Consider the following 17,988-nt stretch of genomic DNA (forward strand, 5'->3'; position numbering starts at 1 on the left):
GGATCACACCGTGAACCTGTCAGACAGCCAGACAGGTGGCCCCCTTCCGCGGCGCGTCAGTGCCATGGAAGCGGTCTTCGGCCACCTGCGCAGCGCCATCGAGCGCGGTGAGTACGCCGTGGGCGACAAGCTCCCCTCGGAAGCCGAGTTGTGCCGCACCCTGGAGGTCAGCCGACCCGTGCTGCGGGAGGCCCTCCGGGCCCTGCAGGCCATGGGGTTGACCGTGTCCAAGAGCGGCAAGGGCACGTTCGTCCTGGCGAACACGGTCGATGAGCCCACCTTCGGCGACTACGCCGCCAGCGACCTGCTGGAAGTGCGCCGGCACGTCGAGATCCCGGTCGCCGGGTACGCAGCGCTGCGCCGCACCCCCGAGGACCTGGACCACCTGGGCCATCTGCTGGACCGGATGGAGCAGGAGACCGACACCACCGCGTGGGTGGCGATGGACACCGTGTTCCACCTGGCCGTGGCCGAGGCCTCCCGCAACCCCGTCTTCCGCCGCGTCATCGAGGAGATCCGCGACGCACTGGCGCGTCAGTCGACCTTCCTCAACGAACTGGGCGGCCGGCGCGAGCAGTCCAACTGCGAGCACCGGGCGATCCTGGAGGCGCTGGCCGACGGCAGCGAGCACGACGCGGTGGAGGCCATGTCCCACCACCTGCTCCGGGTCGAGACGACCCTTACCGACATCGTGCGCTCCCAGCGCACGACCGCCCCTACAGAAGGCAGACCCGAGGCGTGAGCGAGCAGTTCCTCAAAGACGAGAAGCGCCCCACGACCCGTCACGTCGACGCCGGTGACACCGGCTACAGCAAGTCCTTGAAACCCCGCCACGTCAACATGATCGCCATCGGCGGCGCGATCGGTACCGGGCTCTTCCTCGGCGCGGGCGGACGCCTCGCCGAGGCCGGGCCCTCCCTGTTCATCGCCTACGCCGTCTGCGGGATCTTCGCGTTCCTCGTCGTGCGCGCGCTCGGCGAGCTGGTCCTGTACCGGCCGTCCTCCGGCGCCTTCGTCTCCTACGCCCGTGAGTTCATGGGGGAGAAGGGCGCGTACACCGCGGGCTGGATGTACTTCCTCAACTGGGCGACCACCGGCATCGCCGACATCACCGCCGTCGCCACATACACCCACTACTGGCACCTGTTCTCCGATGTCCCCCAGTGGGTGATCGCCCTCATAGCCCTGGCCGTGGTCCTCACCGTGAACCTCATCTCGGTGCGGATCTTCGGCGAACTGGAGTTCTGGTTCGCCATCGTCAAGGTCGGCGCCCTGGTCGTCTTCATGGGGATCGCGATCTTCCTCCTGGCGACCCGGCACCCCGTCGACGGCGCCGTCCCCGGCCCTGCCCTGATCACCGGCAACGGCGGGATATTCCCCAACGGCCTGCTCCCCATGCTGCTGATCATCCAGGGCGTCGTCTTCGCCTACGCCTCCGTCGAACTGGTCGGCGTCACGGCCGGCGAGACCGAGAAGCCCGAGGAGATCATGCCGAAGGCGATCAACTCGATCATGTGGCGCGTGGGCCTCTTCTACGTCGGCTCGGTCGTCCTGCTGTCGATGCTGATGCCCTGGAGCAGCTACAGCGCGGGCCAGAGCCCGTTCGTGACCGTGCTCTCCCACATCGGCGTCCCGGCGGCCGCCGACGTGATGAACCTGGTCGTCCTCACCGCGGCCATGTCCTCGCTCAACTCCGGCCTCTACTCCACCGGCCGCATCCTGCGCTCGATGGCCGTCAACGGCTCCGCTCCGCAGTTCACCGCACGGCTCAGCCGCACCCAGGTCCCCTACGGCGGCATCCTCCTCACCAGCGGCATGTGCGTCCTGGGCGTCGGGCTCAACTTCGTGGTCCCCGCCGACGCGTTCGAGATCGTCCTCAACCTCGCCGCGATCGGCATCCTCGCCACCTGGGGCATGATCATGGTCTGCCACCTCCTCTTCTGGCGGAAGACCCGCGACGGTGAACTCACCCGCCCCTCCTACCGCCTGCCCGGCTCCCCCTGGACCGAACTCGTGACGCTGGCCTTCCTCGCCTCCGTCCTGGTCCTCATGTACGCCGACGGAGGCGCGGGGCGCACCACCGTGCTGTGCGTACCGCTGATCGCCGCGGCGCTGGTCGCCGGCTGGTACGCGGTCCGCGGCCGCGTGGCGCGCGCCGCCGCCCGGAGCGACGGCTGAGCCGGGCGCCCGCCCGTGCCCTGCGCCCGGGGGTGCCGGTCGCCACCCCCTGTCAGCAGCGACCCACCACAGAACGAGGCAGTGATGCGCAGCAGTTTCCCCGCGGACGCGCCCGCGATCCGCGAGCCCCGGCACGCCCCCGTCGCCCACGTCATGCGGGGCGGCATGATCGAGGGGATCCACTACGGTTCCGTCGCCGTCCTCGACGGCGAGGGCGAGGTCCGGACCAGCATCGGAGACATCGAGGCCGCCTGCTATCCACGCTCGGCACTCAAGCCGGTCCAGGCCGTCGCCATGGTGCGGGCCGGTCTGCCGCTCGACGGAGCCCTGCTCGCCCTCGCGATGGGCAGTCACTCCGGCGAGGAGCACCACCTCTCGGGTGTCCGGCTGGTCCTGGAGCTGGCCGGTCTCACCGAGGCCGACCTGCGCAACGTCCCCGACCTGCCCTACGGCCCGGCCGTCCGCGACGCCTGGCTGCGCGAGGGCCGCGGGCCGTCCCGGCTCGCCCAGAACTGTTCCGGCAAGCACGCGGCGATGCTGTACCTGTGCAAGCTGTCCGGGTGGCCCCCGGAGAGCTACCTCGACGCGGACCACCCGCTCCAGAGGGCGATCGCCGAGGTCGTCGAGGAGCTCACCGGCCAGCACATCGCGAACGTCACCGTCGACGGCTGCGGATCCCCGCTGTTCGCGGTGTCCCTGCACGGCCTGGCCCGCGCCGCCGCCCGCATCGCCACCGCCGCCCCGGACACCGCCGAGCACCGTGTGGCGAACGCACTGCGCCTCCACCCGGAGATGGCCTCCGGTACCGGGCGGGACACCGCCGCACTGATTCGCGCGGTGCCCGGACTGCTGGCCAAGGACGGCTTTGAGGGCGTCCAGGTGGCCGCGCTGCCCGACGGCCGGGCCGTCGCCGTGAAGGTCGCCGACGGGGCCGACCGCGCGCGTACGGCAGTGACGGCCGCCGCCCTCGCACGTGCGGGAGTCGAGCCCCGGCTGCTCGCCGGGTTCACGGGCGAGCCCGTCACCGGTGGCGGCCGGACCGTCGGCGGCATCCGGCCGGTAGCGGCCCTGAACCCGCCCGGCGCGCCCGTCACCGCAACCGCCTGACACCCGCCTGCCCCTCTCCCCACCTTCGATCCGCTCACCTCAGGAAGAGGATCCGTACACCCGTGATCGCCTTGACCGCCTCCAGCCGCACCGAACACGACCTGCTCGGAGACCGCGACGTCCCCGCCGACGCCTACTGGGGCGTCCACACCCTGCGCGCCACCGAGAACTTCCCCATCACCGGCACGCCCATCTCCACCTACCCGCACCTGATCGACGCCCTCGCCGCCGTCAAAGAGGCCGCGGCCCTCGCCAACGGGGAACTCGGCCTGCTGGAGCCCACGAAGGCGGCCGTCATCGTCGCCGCCTGCCAGGAGATCCGCGGCGGCGAGCTCCACGACCAGTTCGTCGTCGACGTGATCCAGGGCGGCGCCGGCACCTCGACCAACATGAACGCCAACGAGGTCATCGCCAACCGCGCGCTGGAGCTGCTGGGCCACTCCAGGGGCGAGTACGGACACCTGCACCCCAACGAGGACGTCAACCTCGGCCAGTCCACCAACGACGTCTACCCGACCGCCGTGCGGATCGCGACCGTCTTCGCGGTGCGCGGTCTCCTCGACGCCATGGCCGTCCTGCAGAACGCCTTCGCCCGCAAGGCCGCCGAGTTCCACGATGTCCTGAAGATGGGCCGCACCCAGCTCCAGGACGCCGTGCCGATGACGCTCGGACAGGAGTTCTCCGCCTTCGCCGTCATGCTGGACGAGGACCGCAGCCGACTCGCGGAGGCCCTCGGACTGATCCACGAGATCAACCTCGGCGCCACCGCCATCGGCACCGGTCTCAACGCCCCGGCCGGATACGCCGAGGCCGCCCGCCGCCACCTCGCCGACATCACCGGCCTGCCCCTGGTCACCGCTCCCGACCTGGTCGAAGCCACCCAGGACTGCGGTGCCTTCGTCCAGATGTCCGGCGTCCTCAAGCGCGTCGCCGTCAAGCTGTCCAAGACCTGCAACGACCTGCGCCTGCTGTCCTCCGGGCCCCGCGCCGGACTCGGCGAGATCAACCTGCCCCCGGTCCAGGCCGGTTCCAGCATCATGCCCGGCAAGGTCAACCCCGTGATCCCCGAGGTCGTCAACCAGGTCGCCTTCGAGGTCATCGGCAACGACATCACCATCACCATGGCCGCCGAAGCCGGACAGCTCCAGCTCAACGCCTTCGAGCCGGTCATCCTGCACTCGCTGTCCAAGTCCGTCACTCACCTGCGCGCGGCCTGCCTCACCCTCGCGGAACGCTGCGTGAGCGGCATCACCGCCAACACCGAGATGCTGCGCGCCACCGTCGAGAACTCCATCGGCCTGGTGACCGCCCTGAACCCGCACATCGGATACACCGCCGCCACCGACATCGCCAAGGAGGCCCTGGCCACCGGCCGGGGCGTGGCCGAGCTGGTCCTGGAACGGGGGCTGCTGCCGGCCGAGCGGCTCACCTCCCTGCTGCGCCCCGAGGTGCTCGCGGGAACCGGCCCGGCCCGTCCCTGACCGGGACCGGACTGGGACCGGACTGGGTCCGCCCGGTCGGAGCGCGGGGTGCGGCGGGTGGACGTGGTCGTGCGGGGCGGATACGGCCCGAGGTGGCGACGCCCACGATCGCCGCCGAGCACCTCCCGGGCCGCGCCGACGTCGGCCAGCGCCTTGAGGCCGCGATGGCGCCTCGCGTGCCACCCGCCGGCGATCGGCGGCTCCCTCTGGGTGAGGGGGACCGGGCTTGCGGTGTCGTCGCGGGAGGACTGCGCGGCAACCGGCGCCACGCGCGGTGCATACCGCGAGGACCGACCGGACCCGGTCAGCGGATCGTGTGCCGGAAGCCGATCCGGGTCCGGCATCCGCTCCATAGCGGAGCCCAGGTCAGCGACCTGGTGCTCGTCTGTTCTCCTGGGTCCCCACTGTGGTCAGGCGTGCTTGTCCGCGGGGTGGTGGGTGGGCTGGACCGACCAGGTCGGGGGTTCGTCGTTGCCCGACCCTTCGTCGCTTTCCGCGTCGGCGAAGGTTGCGTGGATCTTGCCCGGGGCGTGGTGGACCGGGGCGTAGACGGCGTAGAGCTGCATGGGCTCGTCCCCGGTGTTGGTGACGTTGTGCCACGTGCCGGCGGGTACGAAGACCGCCCAGCCGTCCTCGACCTCCTGATCGAAGTCGAGGCGGTCCTTCGCGCTGCCCATCTGAACGCGGCCGCGACCCGCGTCGAGCCGGAGGAACTGGTCGGTCTCCGGGTGCGCCTCCAGGCCGATGTCCTCGCCCACCGGGATCGACATGAGGGTCAGCTGGAGGTACTTCCCTGACCAGGCGACCGAGCGGTAGCTGGTGTTCTCCAGCGTCGCCTGCTCGAGGTCGAAACTCTGAGGTTCGGGCCCGATGTCCTTGATGGTCATGCTTCTCTCCCGGTCGACGGAGGTGGTACGCGTTCCGGCACAGGTTTTGCGCCGGGCCAACCCTTCCAGACTGACCGGGATGTTTTGGCCCGACGCCAGTGCCACTCGAGCCGGGCTGCCACGGGCCCCGGGCACACGCGGCAGCTCGGCGTCGAAGTGGAGCGGGAGCCTGTCGACGTTGATGACTTCGATGTCAGAGCCAAGTGAGACCGTCTGCCCGGGAGCTCGCCGAGATCACGTCGGACACCGAGGCGACGATCGAGTATCTCCAGGCGGCTGACCTCCACGAGCGAACCGCCCGTCGTGAACGGGCTCCAGACCAGTCATGAGGTCTACGGCTACGTCCAGTCCGGCGGGCAGCACCGCGGGCTGGCCCGGCGGTCGGGCGGATACTGGGCACGGCTGGGAGGGGCGCCCCTGGGTGAGCGGGGCTTGTCGCGCAGGCGGCAACAGGTGAGCGGACTCAGGGCTCGATGACAAGGCGTTCGATGAGGTTGCCACGGAGTGTGAACTGGTAGCGCAGATCGATGGTGCCGCCGGGGAAGTTGCCTTCGAGGTGGTGGGTGGCGATGTAGTGGGTCGCGTCGGTCTGCTGAGCGTTCGCGAGGTGGACGGTGTAGGTGAATTCGGTGGCGGATCGGCCGAGCCACCCCTCGATCGCCTTGTTGCCCTCGTAGGTGTTGCCGTCGTCGATCACCGTGGCTTCGCGGGTGAACGCCGCGATTGCGGTTGCGGTGTCGTGGGCGCGGTGCGCTGTGAGGTAGCGGGTGATCACCTCGGGCAGGGTGTCCGGGGTGATGGTTCGGGGCTGGTTGTCGTGCATGACGTTCCTCGGTGTGGTGGCGGGTTCAGACGGTGGGGGTGGTGCCGCCGTCGATGACGTGTTCGGCGCCGACGATGGCCGAGGCGCGGTCGGAGACGAGGAAGGCGACGAGCTCGGCGACCTCCTCGGGCCGGTTGGGGCGGCCGAGAGGGATGCCGCCCAGGGAGTCCATGAGCCGGCCCAACGCGGCTTCCTGGGTGATGTCTGCCTCCTGTGCGATCCGGGCGATGAGGTTGTCGGCGGCGGAGGTCTGCACGAAGCCGGGCGAGACGGTGTTGACGCGGACGCCGTGCGGGGCGACCTCGTTCGCCAGGCCCTTGCTGTAGGTGGTCAGGGCGGCCTTGGCTGCGGCGTAGGCCAGAGTTCCGTTCCACAGCGGCATGCGGCGCTGGATCGAGGTGACGTGCACGACTGCGCCCTTGCCCGTGGCGATCATGTGCGGCAGGAGCGCGCGGTCCAGACGAACGGCGGCCAGCAGGTTCGTGTTCAGCTCCCTCGCCCAGTGGTCCTCTCCGAGCGCCGCGAACCCGCCGGCCGGTGCCTCGGACCCGCCGAGGGTGTTGACCAGGATGTCGACGCCTCCCACGCGGGCCCCCACCTCGGCGGCTACGTCTGCGGCGCCCTGGGGGGTGGACAGGTCGGCGGTGATGAACGTCTTCTCCTCCACGTCGTCGGGGCGGCTGCGGGCGGTGACCAGTACGGTCGCGCCGACCTGGGCGAGACGCCGGGCAATGGCGGCTCCAGTGCCCTTGGTGCCTCCGGTGACCAGAGCGCGCCGGCCTTCGAGAGATTCGCTGATGGATGCGGTCACGCTGTGCTCCGTTCCCGGGTGCGGGGCGCAGAGGGCGCCCCATCCCTTGTTACTGCTAAAATGGAAGTCACTAACTTCGACTTTAGCAGTAACTGAGGGGATGGTCGCCTTGGCAAGCCGGATCAGGCTGGAGGACCGGGAATGCCCGCTGTCCACGACGGTGGAACACGTCGGCGAGTGGTGGACGCTGCTGATCCTCCACGACGCCTTCGACGGCTACACCCGCTTCGACCAGTTCCAGGAGAGCCTGGGCATCTCCTCCAGCATGCTCACCACCCGGCTTAAAACCCTCGTCGCGGACGGACTACTGGAGCGCCGGCCCTACCAGACCAACCCCGTGCGTCACGAGTACGTCCTCACCGAACTCGGACACTCCCTGCGACCGGTGATCGTCGCCCTGGCCGCGTGGGGAAACTCCCGCCTCACACCGGCCGAACGCAGCATGATCCTCGTCAACGCGCACAGCGGCGAGGAAGTCGAGCCCGTCGTCGTCGACGCCAAGACCGGCCGCCGGCTCGACGACAGCGACACCTACGTCTTCACCGCAGGCCCCGCAGCCAGCGACGCCATGCGCCACCGTTACGCGACGCGGCCGGCCACACCCTCGGAGGCGTAGCGATGCCGCGGCCAAGCACCGAACGTTTCCAAGAACCGCGATCAGCGCCTCGGCCGATGTGGCGTCGGCTGCGGGGACCGTCGCACCGGCCGTAACGGCGGGTGGCGAGTGCCATGAATCCTGATGGACCCTCACGACATTGGGGCTAGCCGTTCAGGTGGGCCAGGAGGAGGTTGGGGTCCTTCGCCGTGACGTACGCGGCGCTCAGGACGTAGGCGGTGTCGCCGCGCAGGGCGATGGAGGTGGGGTTCTGCAGGCCATCGGCGGCGGTCAGGACGGTGGAGTGGGTGCCGTCGGGCTGGACGAGGGCGACCTCGCCGGGGCCGTTGCGGGCGGCCAGGATCTGGTCGCCGTGGCCGGTGAAGGCGAAGTCGTCGATCCCGGCCAGGCCGGTGGCCCGGGTCTGGACCTGGCCGGCGCGACCGTCGCGCTGGACGGGTATGCGGAGGACGACGCCCCGGTCAAGGTTGGTGACCCACAGCGCCCCGCCCCGGATCTTCAGCCCGTTGGCGCCGAGGAATCCGGTGGAGGCCAGTTCGGGGGCGGCGGACCAGATGGTCGGGGTGCCGCCGGTGGTGGGCACGCTCGAAATGGTACCGAGGACGGAGTCGGTGACGTAGAGGGTCCGGGTCCGCGGGTCCAAGGCCAGGCCGTTGGGCAGGCCGGCCGCGGGCAGCGCGGCAATGCGCTGCGGTACGCCGCCGGGGCGCAGGCGCCACAAGCCGGTCAGTTCGGAGGTGCCGGTGGCGTACAGGAAGTACAGGGTGCCGTCGTGCGCACGGACGATGCCGGTGGTCAGAGCGAAGCCCAGGACCGGGGTGTGGACGCCGCCGTCGGCGGGCGCGGGCAGGGTGGCCAGGATCCGCGTGGATCCCCCGGGGGTGATGCGGGCGACCTGGCGGGCGGCGGCGAAGGTGACGTACGCGCTGCCGTCGGGAGCCAGCGCGATGTTCTCCGGCGTCTGGTGCCGGGCCAGGTCGAAGTGCGTGGCGATGCGTGCGCAGCTCAGCGGGGCGGCGAGGGCTGACGCGACGCCGGGGGTGGCCGCGAGGACCGCTGCCGCGGTCAGTACGACGGCTGCTGCCGTGGCGGTCTTGGACCACGTGTACGTGTTCTTGAACATGGTTCCTTCACTGTTTTCGGGCATGCGGCAGCGGTACGCCGACGCGCGGGGGTTGGGGATGGCTTCAGGGAAGGGCGGCCGGTGGCCGCTCGTACCGGGGCGAGTGGAGGGACGGACGGGCACTCGCGGACGTCTGTGCGGCGTCCGATGGTGTGGGCCGGGTCAGCCCGACCCGGCCCGGACTCCCGGGCGCGCCGGGTCGTGCTGCGGGGTGACCTGGGCGAGGAGGGCCAGGGTGGTCCGCGCGGGCGAGTCGGCCTCGGTGGTGGCGACCACGATGCTCTGCCCCTGATCCGGGTCCTGGCCTGGGCTCAGGGTCTGCTGGGTGACGGTCAGCGGGCCGACCAGCGGATGCCGCATCTCGTAGGTCGCGACGGCGCAGGCCGTGACGCGGTGGTCGGCCCACATCGAGGCGAAGTCCGCGCTCTTCGCACTCAGTTCGCCCACCAGCGCATGGAGCGCGGTGTCGTCCGGGTGCCGGCCCGCCACCAGGCGCAGATTCCCCACCACGGCCCTGGCCTTCGCCGGCCAGTCGGCGTACAGGTCACGGGTGTGCGCATCGAGGAACACCAGCCGGGCCATGTTGGGCCGCTGTGCCGGCCGGTCCGGGGTGCCCGGGTCCAGGTGTCCGGCGAACAGCGCATGGCCCAGCCGGTTCCATGCCAGGACGTCACTGCGGCGGCCGGTCACGATGGCCGGGACGTGGACCAGTGCCTCCAGCAGCTGGCCGGTCGCCTCCGTCACCCGCTCCGGGGCGGGCCGGCGGCCTCGTACCGAGCCCGTGGCCGAGGATCGGGCCAGGTTCTGCAGGTGCAGGCGCTCGGCTTCCTCCAGCCGCAGGGCCCGTGCGATCGCGTCCAGCACCTGCGGTGAGGCGTTCAGGGACTGCCCCTGTTCCAGCCGGGTGTAGTAGGACACGCTGACACCCGCCAGCGACGCCAGCTCCTCGCGTCGAAGACCCTGCACCCGGCGCCGCTCGCCGTAGTCGGGTATCCCGAGATCCTCCGGCTGCAGCTGGGATCGCCGCGTCTGCAGGAACTCCCCGAGCCGCACTTTTGCTTTCATGGATCCGAGTATGGGCGGGGCCCGACCGCACAGCCTGACCCTGGCGTGGACAGGCAACAGCGGGTCCTGGACACATCGGATTTCACCTTCACCCGGCACGGCTGGGTCGATGCCGCGCCGCCCGGGTCTACGACCTGGTCAGTGACGTGTCCGCCATCGGGCGCTGGAGCCCCAACGCGAGGGCGTCGGGCCCCAGGTCGGGGCCTGGGCTCCCCCACGACCACGATCCGGGCCAGATGCGGGCCAGTACCGAGCCATCGAAGGTAGATTGCTTCATTTTGCCTGCTCAGGACGGGTGTGGCGCGTGTACCACCAGCAGACGAAGAATCTGCTGAGCCATACGGCGCGGCTCTCTGGTGTCGGCGGCTGTCACGGCGACTGCGCAGACTTCCGAACCCGGTCGGCAAGTTGCTGCCAGCGCCGACGCACAGAGGAACCGCCCTCCGCGTCGACCGAGCCCAGACCACCGGCGGCTTGCTGGAGCGGTGGAGGCTCGCGCGGGGTGTGGCCGAAGGCCTTGAGGAAGACGCAAAACGTTGATCCGTTCCACTATCAATCCCGTGGTGCTGGTTCTATGTTCGTCGTCTCGATGCTGAGGGGGGAGTGCATGGACCTGACGACGTGATGATCGATGCCCTGGCCGACAAGATCCTCGGGGGCAAGGTCGGAGGCGCTCTCCACCTTCCGTTCCGGTGGAAACAGAAGAATGCTCCGCGTCGCGCGTACTCCCCTATCCACGTCGAGGCGAACACTCCCGTCCGCACCGATCTCTCCTGCCGCCTCGACCTCCGCTTCCGAATAGGCCTCGACAAGCCGTGGGAGTACAGCCTGATACTCCTCCACCCCGGAAGCCGCACGGTCCTCCGCCGCCTCGATGTTCGGGGGACACACCTCGACCGTGAAACGGGCGAGCACTTCATCAATCGCACGCACAAACACAGGTGGAGCGAACAGCGAGGCAACCGGGACGTCTACGCCCCGGACGACATCCGTCACGCGCCGGACCCGATCGCCAATGCGACGCTCACCTCTATGGACGAAGAGTACGACCGCGTCGTCAGGGACTTCGTCCTGGAATGCAAGATGGACATCTCCGCAGGCTACGTTTGGGTTCCGCCCACGCCGCCGATACCGGCCCCGACGCTAGAGGGATTCGAGGAATACCCATGAGCGCCTCCCCCCTCGACCCTCGCCTCACCGAGGACTTGCGCTGCTGGCACATCGCACCGGCAAGCCGCCCGGGATCCGTCGCACTCACAGGACGCTCGTACTTCGCTGACGGAGACGGCCTGACCGTCCTTCTCCGAGTGTCCGGAGACGACGCCTTGGCCAGCGACGGCGGCACCATGGTTTCTCGCTTGGCCGATGCCGGAGTCGACGTCTGGGGCCCAACCCGAGCAGCGACCGCCTGGACCGAGACACTCAGCGCATTCCGCCTCAGCGAAGTGGACGGACGAATCGTTGGCCGCCGGCCCCTGCAACAGGCGGCGACGCTCGTATCGGACATCAGTAGTGCGATGCTGACCACCGACGGCCTGCGATGGCTCGCAGCCCCTGACCGGGACAGCAAGCTCGTGCGTCAGTTCTACGCGTACCTCGACGATGCCCGCATCGCCTACGACCGGCGCCCCACCGTGGAGCTCCCCCGCGGCGCCACGGTACGCCCCACCGCGCGCATCAACCTGCCCAAGCGAACAGTCCTGGTGCAGGCCGTCGGCAGCTCTGAGCAGGGCCTGGAGCATGCCCTGTCGCTCGTGCAGCGCATCGAGCGCGCGGACTACGCCTTCGACCAGCGCCTCGTGCTGCTGAAGGGCAACCCCCAAGCTTGGCCCGCCGATCACCTCGACCTCTTGGCGGACCACACACCAGTCGGATTCTCCGACCGCATGGACGCGGTCACCCGATTCCTCAAAGAGGGCACTCCACTGGAACGCCCCGTCACATCGGAGCCGTAGGCTTCCCGCTCTCACACGACGTTTCCAGCTCCGCGCGGCGAAGAGGACCGGCCGAGCAATGTCTTGTCACTTGTGCACAACACCCGCCGCGCACTAACCCGCCCCCCTCATCCATGGATCGCAGACCCCGGCCGGGTTCGCCGCCAGGGTGGTGGGAGGCGACGGCCCGGCGGCGACCACCATCGCCCTTGACTACCAAGAGGCGGCGACGTAACCGGCAACCAGATCTAACTACTCGTCAGTAAGGTCAGCAAAAGGTCAGCATTCGTCCGACCAAACCTGGTTACAGCCTGCGACACATGAGACTCGACCGTCGGCGCCGAAGGCTCTCGCCCCGCATTCGACAGCCTCCCCTGCGAAACCAAAGCCGGAGGGCCGGGCGCGATTACCACACCCAGCCCTCGCGCGCACAAACCAGCAGGTCAACGCACCCTTCCTCGCGCCTTCAGGTGGGTTGGGGGAAGCTCTGGGGCCGGAATCGGAGGGCCGTCGTAGCCCTTCACCTCACCGAATCGCGACCCGTTCATCCAGTCTTCTCGGGCCTGTACGATCTCCTCGTTGGAGCGTCCGATCCAGTTCCAGAACATCACGATCTCCTCCTCGAACGGCTCGCCGCCCAGGAGCATCAGGCCCGCGTCCGAGGCCGCGCGGACGGGGAGTTCCGTGCGGCCGCAGCCGAGGTAGAGCATCGAGCCGGGGAGGACCGGGACGCCGTCCACGTGGGCCTCCCCCGACATCGACAGCACCGCGTACTCGAAGTCCGGGTCGAGCGGGAGGCGGGTCTGCGTACCCTCCGCGAGCGCCAGGTCCGCGCCGACGATCGGGCTGTACGCCGTGCCCGGCGAGGTCGCCGTGTCCAGGGTGCCCAGGACCACCGTCGCCGTCAGGCCCGGGGCGGTCACCTGCGGGAGCTCCGCGTGGTGCTGGAAATGGGGTTCCACGTTCCGGTGTTCGTCCGGGAGGGCCACCCACAGCTGGGCGCCGTGCAGGATGCGGCCGTGCGAGCGCGGGCTCTCCTCCGAGTGGCTGATCCCGCGGCCGGAGGTCATCAGGCCGAGCTCCCGCGGGCGGATCGTCTCGAGACTGCCCACGCTGTCCCGGTGCAGCACCTCGCCGTCGTGCAGCCAGCTCACGGTCTGGAGCCCGGAGTGCGGGTGCGGGGCGACCTGCATGCCGGGCTCGCCCGCGATGTCGTCCGGGCCGTAGTGGTCGACGAAGCACCAGGCGCCCACCATGCGGCGGCCCAGGTTCGGCAGGAGTCGGCGGACCTCGGTGGATTCCCCGAGCTTGACCGTGCGCGGGCTGAGGAGCTCGCGCACGGGTTCGGCCACGACGAAGCCACGGCCGCCGCAGGCGGAGAGAGCGGGCTGGCGATCGAGATTGCTCATACCGCACAACCTAGTACCGCCGCCCGTGCCGCGTTCGGTGGAATGTCCGGCCGCCGTCACGTGTTGTGGCAGGCGGACGGTCAGGCAAGGACGCCACCTGAACGGCGGAAGGGATCCCGATGAACTCGCCGATGGACTCGTCGACGAACACGCCGGCGAACACGCCGACGACGTACTTCGAGCACGGCACGGCGGCCGAGCGCTGGGAGCGCGCCCTGCTCTTCTTCGACGCGAAGGAGTACGCGACGGCCGCGGCCATCCTGGACGGGCTGGCCGGCGAAACCCCTGACCAGCTCGCCCCCCGGCTGCTGCTGGCCCGCTCCTACTACCACTCCGCCCAGCTCTCCCGCGCCGAGCGCGAGCTCCGCGCCATCCTCGAGCGCTGGCCGGTGGAGGACTACGCGCAGCTGATGCTCGGCCGGACGCTGGAGCGCCAGGGCCGGCCCGACGAGGCCCGCCCCCACCTGCGGATGGCCGCCGCGATGGCGGGCGAGTTCCCGGAGCACTGAGCGAGTGGTGCGGGGCCCGGCCGCCGCCTCGGTTAGCCTGGGGTCACGATGAACCGTCTGACCACGCCTTTCGGCTCCTACGAGCTCACCCGCTTCCCCGAAGACCCGCGCGACCAGCTCCGCGCCTGGGACGCCGCCGACGAGTACCTGCTGCGCCACCTCGACTCCGGTACGGGGGAACACGGCCCGGTGGACCTGGCCGGCGCCGGGCAGATCACGATCCTCGGGGACCGCTGGGGGGCGCTCACGACGGCCTTGGCCGCGTACCACCCGACGCAGATCACCGACTCCTACCTCGCCCGGGCCGGCACCGCCGGGAACCTGGACCGCGCCGGGATCGGCACGGCCAAGTCCACGGTGCGGCTGCTGACCACGCAGGACGCGCCGCCCGAGCGGATCGACGTGCTCCTCGTACGGGTGCCGAAGAGCCTGGCGCTGCTGGAGGACCAGCTGTACCGGCTGGCGCCGCACGTGCACGCCGGCACGGTCATCGTGGGCACGGGCATGGTCAAGGAGATCCACACCTCCACCCTGAAGCTCTTCGAGAAGATCCTCGGCCCGACCAGGACCTCGCTCGCCGAGAAGAAGGCCCGCCTGATCTTCTGCACGCCGAGCGCCACCTCGACGCGCGCCGTCGACCCGTGGCCGGTGACGTACACGCTGGACGAGGACGCGGGCTCGGGCGCCGGTCTGACCGCCGTCAACCACGCCGGCATCTTCTGCGCCGACCGGCTCGACGTCGGCACCCGCTTCTTCCTCCAGAGCATCCCGAACAACACGGGCGGCGCCCGGGTCGTGGACCTGGGCTGCGGCAACGGCATCGTCGGCACGGCGGTCGCGGTCGCGGACCCCAAGGCCGAGATCGTCTTCACCGACGAGTCGTACCAGGCCGTCGCCTCCGCCAAGGCCACCTTCCGCGCCAACGTCGAGCGCGAGCGCGAGCGGGCCGACTTCCTCGTCGGCGACGGCGTGGCCATGCTGGACCCCGGCTCGGTCGACCTGGTGCTGTGCAACCCGCCGTTCCACTCCCACCAGGCGACGACGGACGCCACGGCGCTGCGCATGTTCGCCCAGTCGCGCAAGGTGCTCCGCCCGGGCGGTGAGCTGTGGGTGGTCGCCAACCGCCACATGGGCTACCACACCCACCTGCGCCGCCTCTTCGGCAACAGCGAAGTCGCCGCGAGCGAACCGAAGTTCGTCGTACTGCGCGCGGTCAAGCAGGAGGAGCGCCGGCGACCCATGTGACCTGCCGGTACACCCGCCGGTAGCTCCGCCTGTTCGTCCTACACTCGGCCGCGTGAGCAGCCAGGTACGAGAAGACGACGGTACGGACGGCAGTGCGCGAAGCCGTACGGACGCCGGCCCCGACGGCACGCGCTACCGCCGGGAGGACCTGGCCCGCGCGGCCGGCGTCAAGGTGCGCAACCTGCGCTACTACCAGGAGCGCGGGCTGCTCCCGCCGCCGCGCCGCGAGGGCCGCATCGCCTGGTACTCCGCGGACCACCTGACCCGGCTGCGCCTGATCAGCGATCTGCTCGGGCGCGGGTACACCGTCAACGGGATCGCCGAGCTGCTGCACGCCTGGGAGGCGGGTAGCGGACTGTCCCAGCTCCTGGGCCTGGAGCGGGCGATGACCCGCGACTGGGTCCACGAGGAGCCGGTCACCATGACCCTGGCCGAGCTGCGCGAGCTGTTCGGCCCGGCGGGGACGGCCGAGGACACCCGGCGGGCCGCGGAGCTGGGGTACGTACGGATCGAGGGCGACCGGGTCACGCACCAGAGCCGGCGGCTGCTGGAGGCGACGCTCGCGCTCGTGCGCCAGGGCGTGCCGCTCGCGGAGATCCTCGACGCGGGGGACTTCGTGCAGACGCAGGCGGCCGCGCTCGCCGACCGGTTCGTCGGACTGTTCCGGCGGCATGTGATCGGACCGGACGGACTGGAGCGACTTTCGGCCACCCAACTGGATCACATCTCGGACGCGGTGGCGGCGCTGCGTCCGGTGGCGGGCGAGGTCGTGGCTTCGGAGTTCGCCCGGGCGATGGCCAGGCGAGTGGAGGCGGAGGTCGCGGAACTGATCCGCAAGGACCCCTGAACCGGCCCCGGAAGCGGTGACCGATCGGTAGGAGTCGGCCGAAAAGGCACGGTCGAACAACCTTGCCAACCCCCATTGGCACTCTTACATTCAACTCGTCGGTAACAACGGTGCACAGCCGAAATAAGGGACCATCTCATGGCAGATTCCCCCAACTTATCGGATTCCTCCGCCCCGCCCGGCAGAGGCGGCGGCAGCGAAGACGCGGGAGGCGGCCGCGTCCGCTGGCGCCGCTTCGCCGTCCTGACCGTCCCCGCCATCGCCGTGACCGCGGGCCTCGGCATCGCCCTCGCGCAGGGCGCGCTCGCCGCCTCCTTCGCCGTGTCGGGCCAGCAGTTCAAGGTGTCGGCTTCGAGCCTGGAGGGCGAGGGCTTCGCCCAGTACGGCAGCATCGACGTCAACGCCCGCGAGGAGCTCATCCCGGTGGCCGTCACCGCCATCAAGGAGGCCAAGCTCCACAGTCTCTGCCAGTCGGTGGTGACCACGCTCCCGGTCGTCGGCGACATCTCGCTCAACCTCACCGCGGGCAAGAAGGCCCCCGTCGAGGCCAGCAACCTGTTCGTCGACGCCACCCAGCTCTCCGGTGACGCCGTGTTCAGCAACATCGAGATCGGCCGCGACGCCTCCACCCTCGACAAGGGGCCGGCGGAAGCCGTGGGCATGCAGGACCTGTTCGCCCAGCAGGCGGACACCGTCGCCATCACCGATCTGCAGCAGACGGCCTGGGCCACGAACGCGGGCACGTTCAAGCTCTCCGGGCTCAGCATGAACATCAGCAAGGGCAAGAAGGAATGCTTCTGAGCCTCTGGCGGCGGTGGCGGCAGTGGCGTCGGGGCAGGCCGTTCTGGGGAGGGTTCTTCGCCGTCCTCGCCGGGGCGGAGATCTGCGCCCTGCCGCTCGCACCGCTGAAGGTGATGCTCCAGCAGGGCATCGCGGGCATCCCGTCCGTCCTGATGGGCATCGTCATGATCGTGCTCGGCCTCACCGCCTGGTTCTCGCCCGCGCAGCGCAGCCTCGCCGGTGTCCTCACCACGCTCATCGCCACCGCCGCGCTGGTCATGTCGAACCTCGGCGGTTTCCTGATCGGCACCCTGCTCGGGATCCTCGGCGGCGGCCTGATGTTCGCCTGGCAGCCGAACGCCGCCGCCCGGCACCCCTCCCCCGAGCCGCACTCCCCCACCCCCACGGGAACCACCTCCACCGCACCCACCCCAACCGGCACCACCGCGCACCCCGATCCCCAAGGAGCACAGCCATGAGCCGCACGCGTACCGCGCTCGCCCTCGGGTTGGCCGCCGCCGGAGCGCTGTCGGTGGCCTCGGTCACCGCCACCGCCGCGCCCGCGCCGCTGGCCGGATCGACCACCGTCACCCCGGCCGGGCATTCGTTCAAGGCCACCCTCAGCGGCAAGGCCACCCTCAAGGCCGGTTCGGTGACGGTGACCTGTACGGTCTCCGTCTCCACCGGCACGGTCCCGGCCGCGCCCGGGAACCAGAACGCCTCCGGTCCCGTCTCCTCTCCGATCTCCCCGCCGACGTACAGCTCCTGCACCTCCAGCGTCTGGGGAGTGACCCCGACCGTCACCACCAGCGGTGCCTGGTCGGTGTCGATGCAGAACGGCTCGCCGATCACCGCCACCATGACCGTTCCGACCGGCGGGCTCGTCGTGCAGACGTCCGGCCTGGCCACCTGTACGGTCACCGCCGCCCCGACCGCCCCGGCGAACGTCGCCGGGAGCTGGGCGAACGGCGCCCCGCCGAGCCTGACCTTCACCAACGCCTCCGTGCCGGTCACGGTCACCGGCGGGTTCGGCTGCCCGACCAGCGCGACCGCGTCCGTCTTCAACGCCGTGTACAAGGTCACCGACACGACCGACCCGGCGCAGCAGATCACCGTCGGCCCCTGACGGGCCGCTGCGGCCACCCGTGACGGGGGCCGCGACGAGGAGGCCCG

General features: G+C 70.3%; 19 protein-coding genes. 13 read left to right on the forward strand and 6 right to left on the reverse strand.

What is annotated here, in order from left to right; translation table 11 throughout:
- Positions 1–10: 10 nt before the first annotated feature.
- The 4 genes from ACFY1T_RS18100 to aspA all read left to right on the forward strand — a co-directional run bounded on the left by ACFY1T_RS18100 (position 11) and on the right by aspA (position 4,766).
- Complete coding sequence (locus tag ACFY1T_RS18100) at positions 11–742, forward strand: FadR/GntR family transcriptional regulator (RefSeq protein ID WP_073796630.1); 732 nt, start codon at positions 11–13, stop codon at positions 740–742.
- Positions 739–2,178 (forward strand): amino acid permease, encoded by a 1,440-nt coding sequence (locus ACFY1T_RS18105; protein WP_073796631.1) that lies wholly within the window; start codon positions 739–741, stop codon positions 2,176–2,178. The genes ACFY1T_RS18100 and ACFY1T_RS18105 overlap by 4 nt, the downstream gene beginning before the upstream one ends.
- Before the next feature lie 84 nt (positions 2,179–2,262).
- On the forward strand, positions 2,263–3,285 hold the full coding sequence (locus ACFY1T_RS18110) for an asparaginase (RefSeq protein WP_390789019.1): 1,023 nt from the start codon (positions 2,263–2,265) through the stop codon (positions 3,283–3,285).
- A gap of 71 nt (positions 3,286–3,356) precedes the next feature.
- Complete coding sequence (gene aspA / locus ACFY1T_RS18115) at positions 3,357–4,766, forward strand: aspartate ammonia-lyase (protein ID WP_073772927.1); 1,410 nt, start codon at positions 3,357–3,359, stop codon at positions 4,764–4,766.
- A 410-nt stretch (positions 4,767–5,176) separates the two neighbouring features.
- Here the strand turns inward: aspA and ACFY1T_RS18120 are convergent, their stop codons facing one another.
- From ACFY1T_RS18120 to ACFY1T_RS18130, 3 genes are all read right to left on the reverse strand, one after another.
- Complete coding sequence (locus tag ACFY1T_RS18120; RefSeq protein WP_266782098.1) at positions 5,177–5,653, reverse strand: cupin domain-containing protein; 477 nt, start codon at positions 5,651–5,653, stop codon at positions 5,177–5,179.
- A 463-nt stretch (positions 5,654–6,116) separates the two neighbouring features.
- A complete protein-coding gene (locus tag ACFY1T_RS18125; protein WP_390789020.1) occupies positions 6,117–6,476 on the reverse strand; it encodes a nuclear transport factor 2 family protein in 360 nt (119 codons plus the stop codon).
- Between the two features lie 25 nt (positions 6,477–6,501).
- A complete protein-coding gene (locus ACFY1T_RS18130) occupies positions 6,502–7,287 on the reverse strand; it encodes an SDR family oxidoreductase (protein WP_390789021.1) in 786 nt (261 codons plus the stop codon).
- 100 nt (positions 7,288–7,387) lie between these two features.
- Between ACFY1T_RS18130 and ACFY1T_RS18135 the strand changes: the two genes are divergently transcribed.
- On the forward strand, positions 7,388–7,903 hold the full coding sequence (locus tag ACFY1T_RS18135; RefSeq protein WP_252310438.1) for a helix-turn-helix domain-containing protein: 516 nt from the start codon (positions 7,388–7,390) through the stop codon (positions 7,901–7,903).
- A gap of 145 nt (positions 7,904–8,048) precedes the next feature.
- Here ACFY1T_RS18135 and ACFY1T_RS18140 read toward each other — a convergent pair whose 3' ends face one another.
- Both ACFY1T_RS18140 and ACFY1T_RS18145 read right to left on the reverse strand, forming a co-directional pair.
- On the reverse strand, positions 8,049–9,026 hold the full coding sequence (locus tag ACFY1T_RS18140) for a hypothetical protein (protein ID WP_390789022.1): 978 nt from the start codon (positions 9,024–9,026) through the stop codon (positions 8,049–8,051).
- 162 nt (positions 9,027–9,188) lie between these two features.
- The gene (locus ACFY1T_RS18145; RefSeq protein WP_189733929.1) at positions 9,189–10,091 is read right to left on the reverse strand and encodes a helix-turn-helix domain-containing protein; all 903 of its coding nucleotides are present in this window, start codon (positions 10,089–10,091) and stop codon (positions 9,189–9,191) included.
- A gap of 624 nt (positions 10,092–10,715) precedes the next feature.
- Here ACFY1T_RS18145 and ACFY1T_RS18150 point away from each other — a divergent pair.
- Entirely contained in the window at positions 10,716–11,261 is a 546-nt protein-coding gene (locus tag ACFY1T_RS18150) for a hypothetical protein (protein ID WP_390789023.1), read from the forward strand.
- The gene (locus tag ACFY1T_RS18155) at positions 11,258–12,046 is read left to right on the forward strand and encodes a hypothetical protein (protein ID WP_390789024.1); all 789 of its coding nucleotides are present in this window, start codon (positions 11,258–11,260) and stop codon (positions 12,044–12,046) included. The genes ACFY1T_RS18150 and ACFY1T_RS18155 overlap by 4 nt, the downstream gene beginning before the upstream one ends.
- 422 nt (positions 12,047–12,468) lie before the next feature.
- Here the strand turns inward: ACFY1T_RS18155 and ACFY1T_RS18160 are convergent, their stop codons facing one another.
- Complete coding sequence (locus tag ACFY1T_RS18160) at positions 12,469–13,434, reverse strand: pirin family protein (protein WP_390789025.1); 966 nt, start codon at positions 13,432–13,434, stop codon at positions 12,469–12,471.
- Between the two features lie 119 nt (positions 13,435–13,553).
- On the opposite strand from ACFY1T_RS18160, the gene ACFY1T_RS18165 reads away from it, so the two are divergent.
- From ACFY1T_RS18165 to ACFY1T_RS18190, 6 genes are all read left to right on the forward strand, one after another.
- Positions 13,554–13,943: a tetratricopeptide repeat protein gene (locus ACFY1T_RS18165; protein WP_390789026.1), complete on the forward strand. Its 390-nt coding sequence runs from the start codon at positions 13,554–13,556 to the stop codon at positions 13,941–13,943.
- 48 nt (positions 13,944–13,991) lie between these two features.
- Entirely contained in the window at positions 13,992–15,188 is a 1,197-nt protein-coding gene (locus ACFY1T_RS18170) for a methyltransferase (protein WP_390789027.1), read from the forward strand.
- Between the two features lie 52 nt (positions 15,189–15,240).
- On the forward strand, positions 15,241–16,035 hold the full coding sequence (locus ACFY1T_RS18175; protein ID WP_390789028.1) for a MerR family transcriptional regulator: 795 nt from the start codon (positions 15,241–15,243) through the stop codon (positions 16,033–16,035).
- A gap of 138 nt (positions 16,036–16,173) precedes the next feature.
- Positions 16,174–16,836, forward strand: a complete 663-nt coding sequence (locus ACFY1T_RS18180) for a DUF6230 family protein (protein ID WP_390789029.1) — start codon at positions 16,174–16,176, stop codon at positions 16,834–16,836.
- Positions 16,827–17,294 (forward strand): DUF6114 domain-containing protein, encoded by a 468-nt coding sequence (locus ACFY1T_RS18185; RefSeq protein ID WP_390789030.1) that lies wholly within the window; start codon positions 16,827–16,829, stop codon positions 17,292–17,294. The genes ACFY1T_RS18180 and ACFY1T_RS18185 overlap by 10 nt, the downstream gene beginning before the upstream one ends.
- Positions 17,291–17,941, forward strand: a complete 651-nt coding sequence (locus ACFY1T_RS18190) for a hypothetical protein (RefSeq protein ID WP_390789031.1) — start codon at positions 17,291–17,293, stop codon at positions 17,939–17,941. The genes ACFY1T_RS18185 and ACFY1T_RS18190 overlap by 4 nt, the downstream gene beginning before the upstream one ends.
- The last annotated feature ends 47 nt before the right edge of the window (positions 17,942–17,988 follow it).

Source organism: Streptomyces sp. NPDC001194 (genome assembly GCF_042896985.1).
GTDB lineage: Bacteria > Actinomycetota > Actinomycetes > Streptomycetales > Streptomycetaceae > Streptomyces.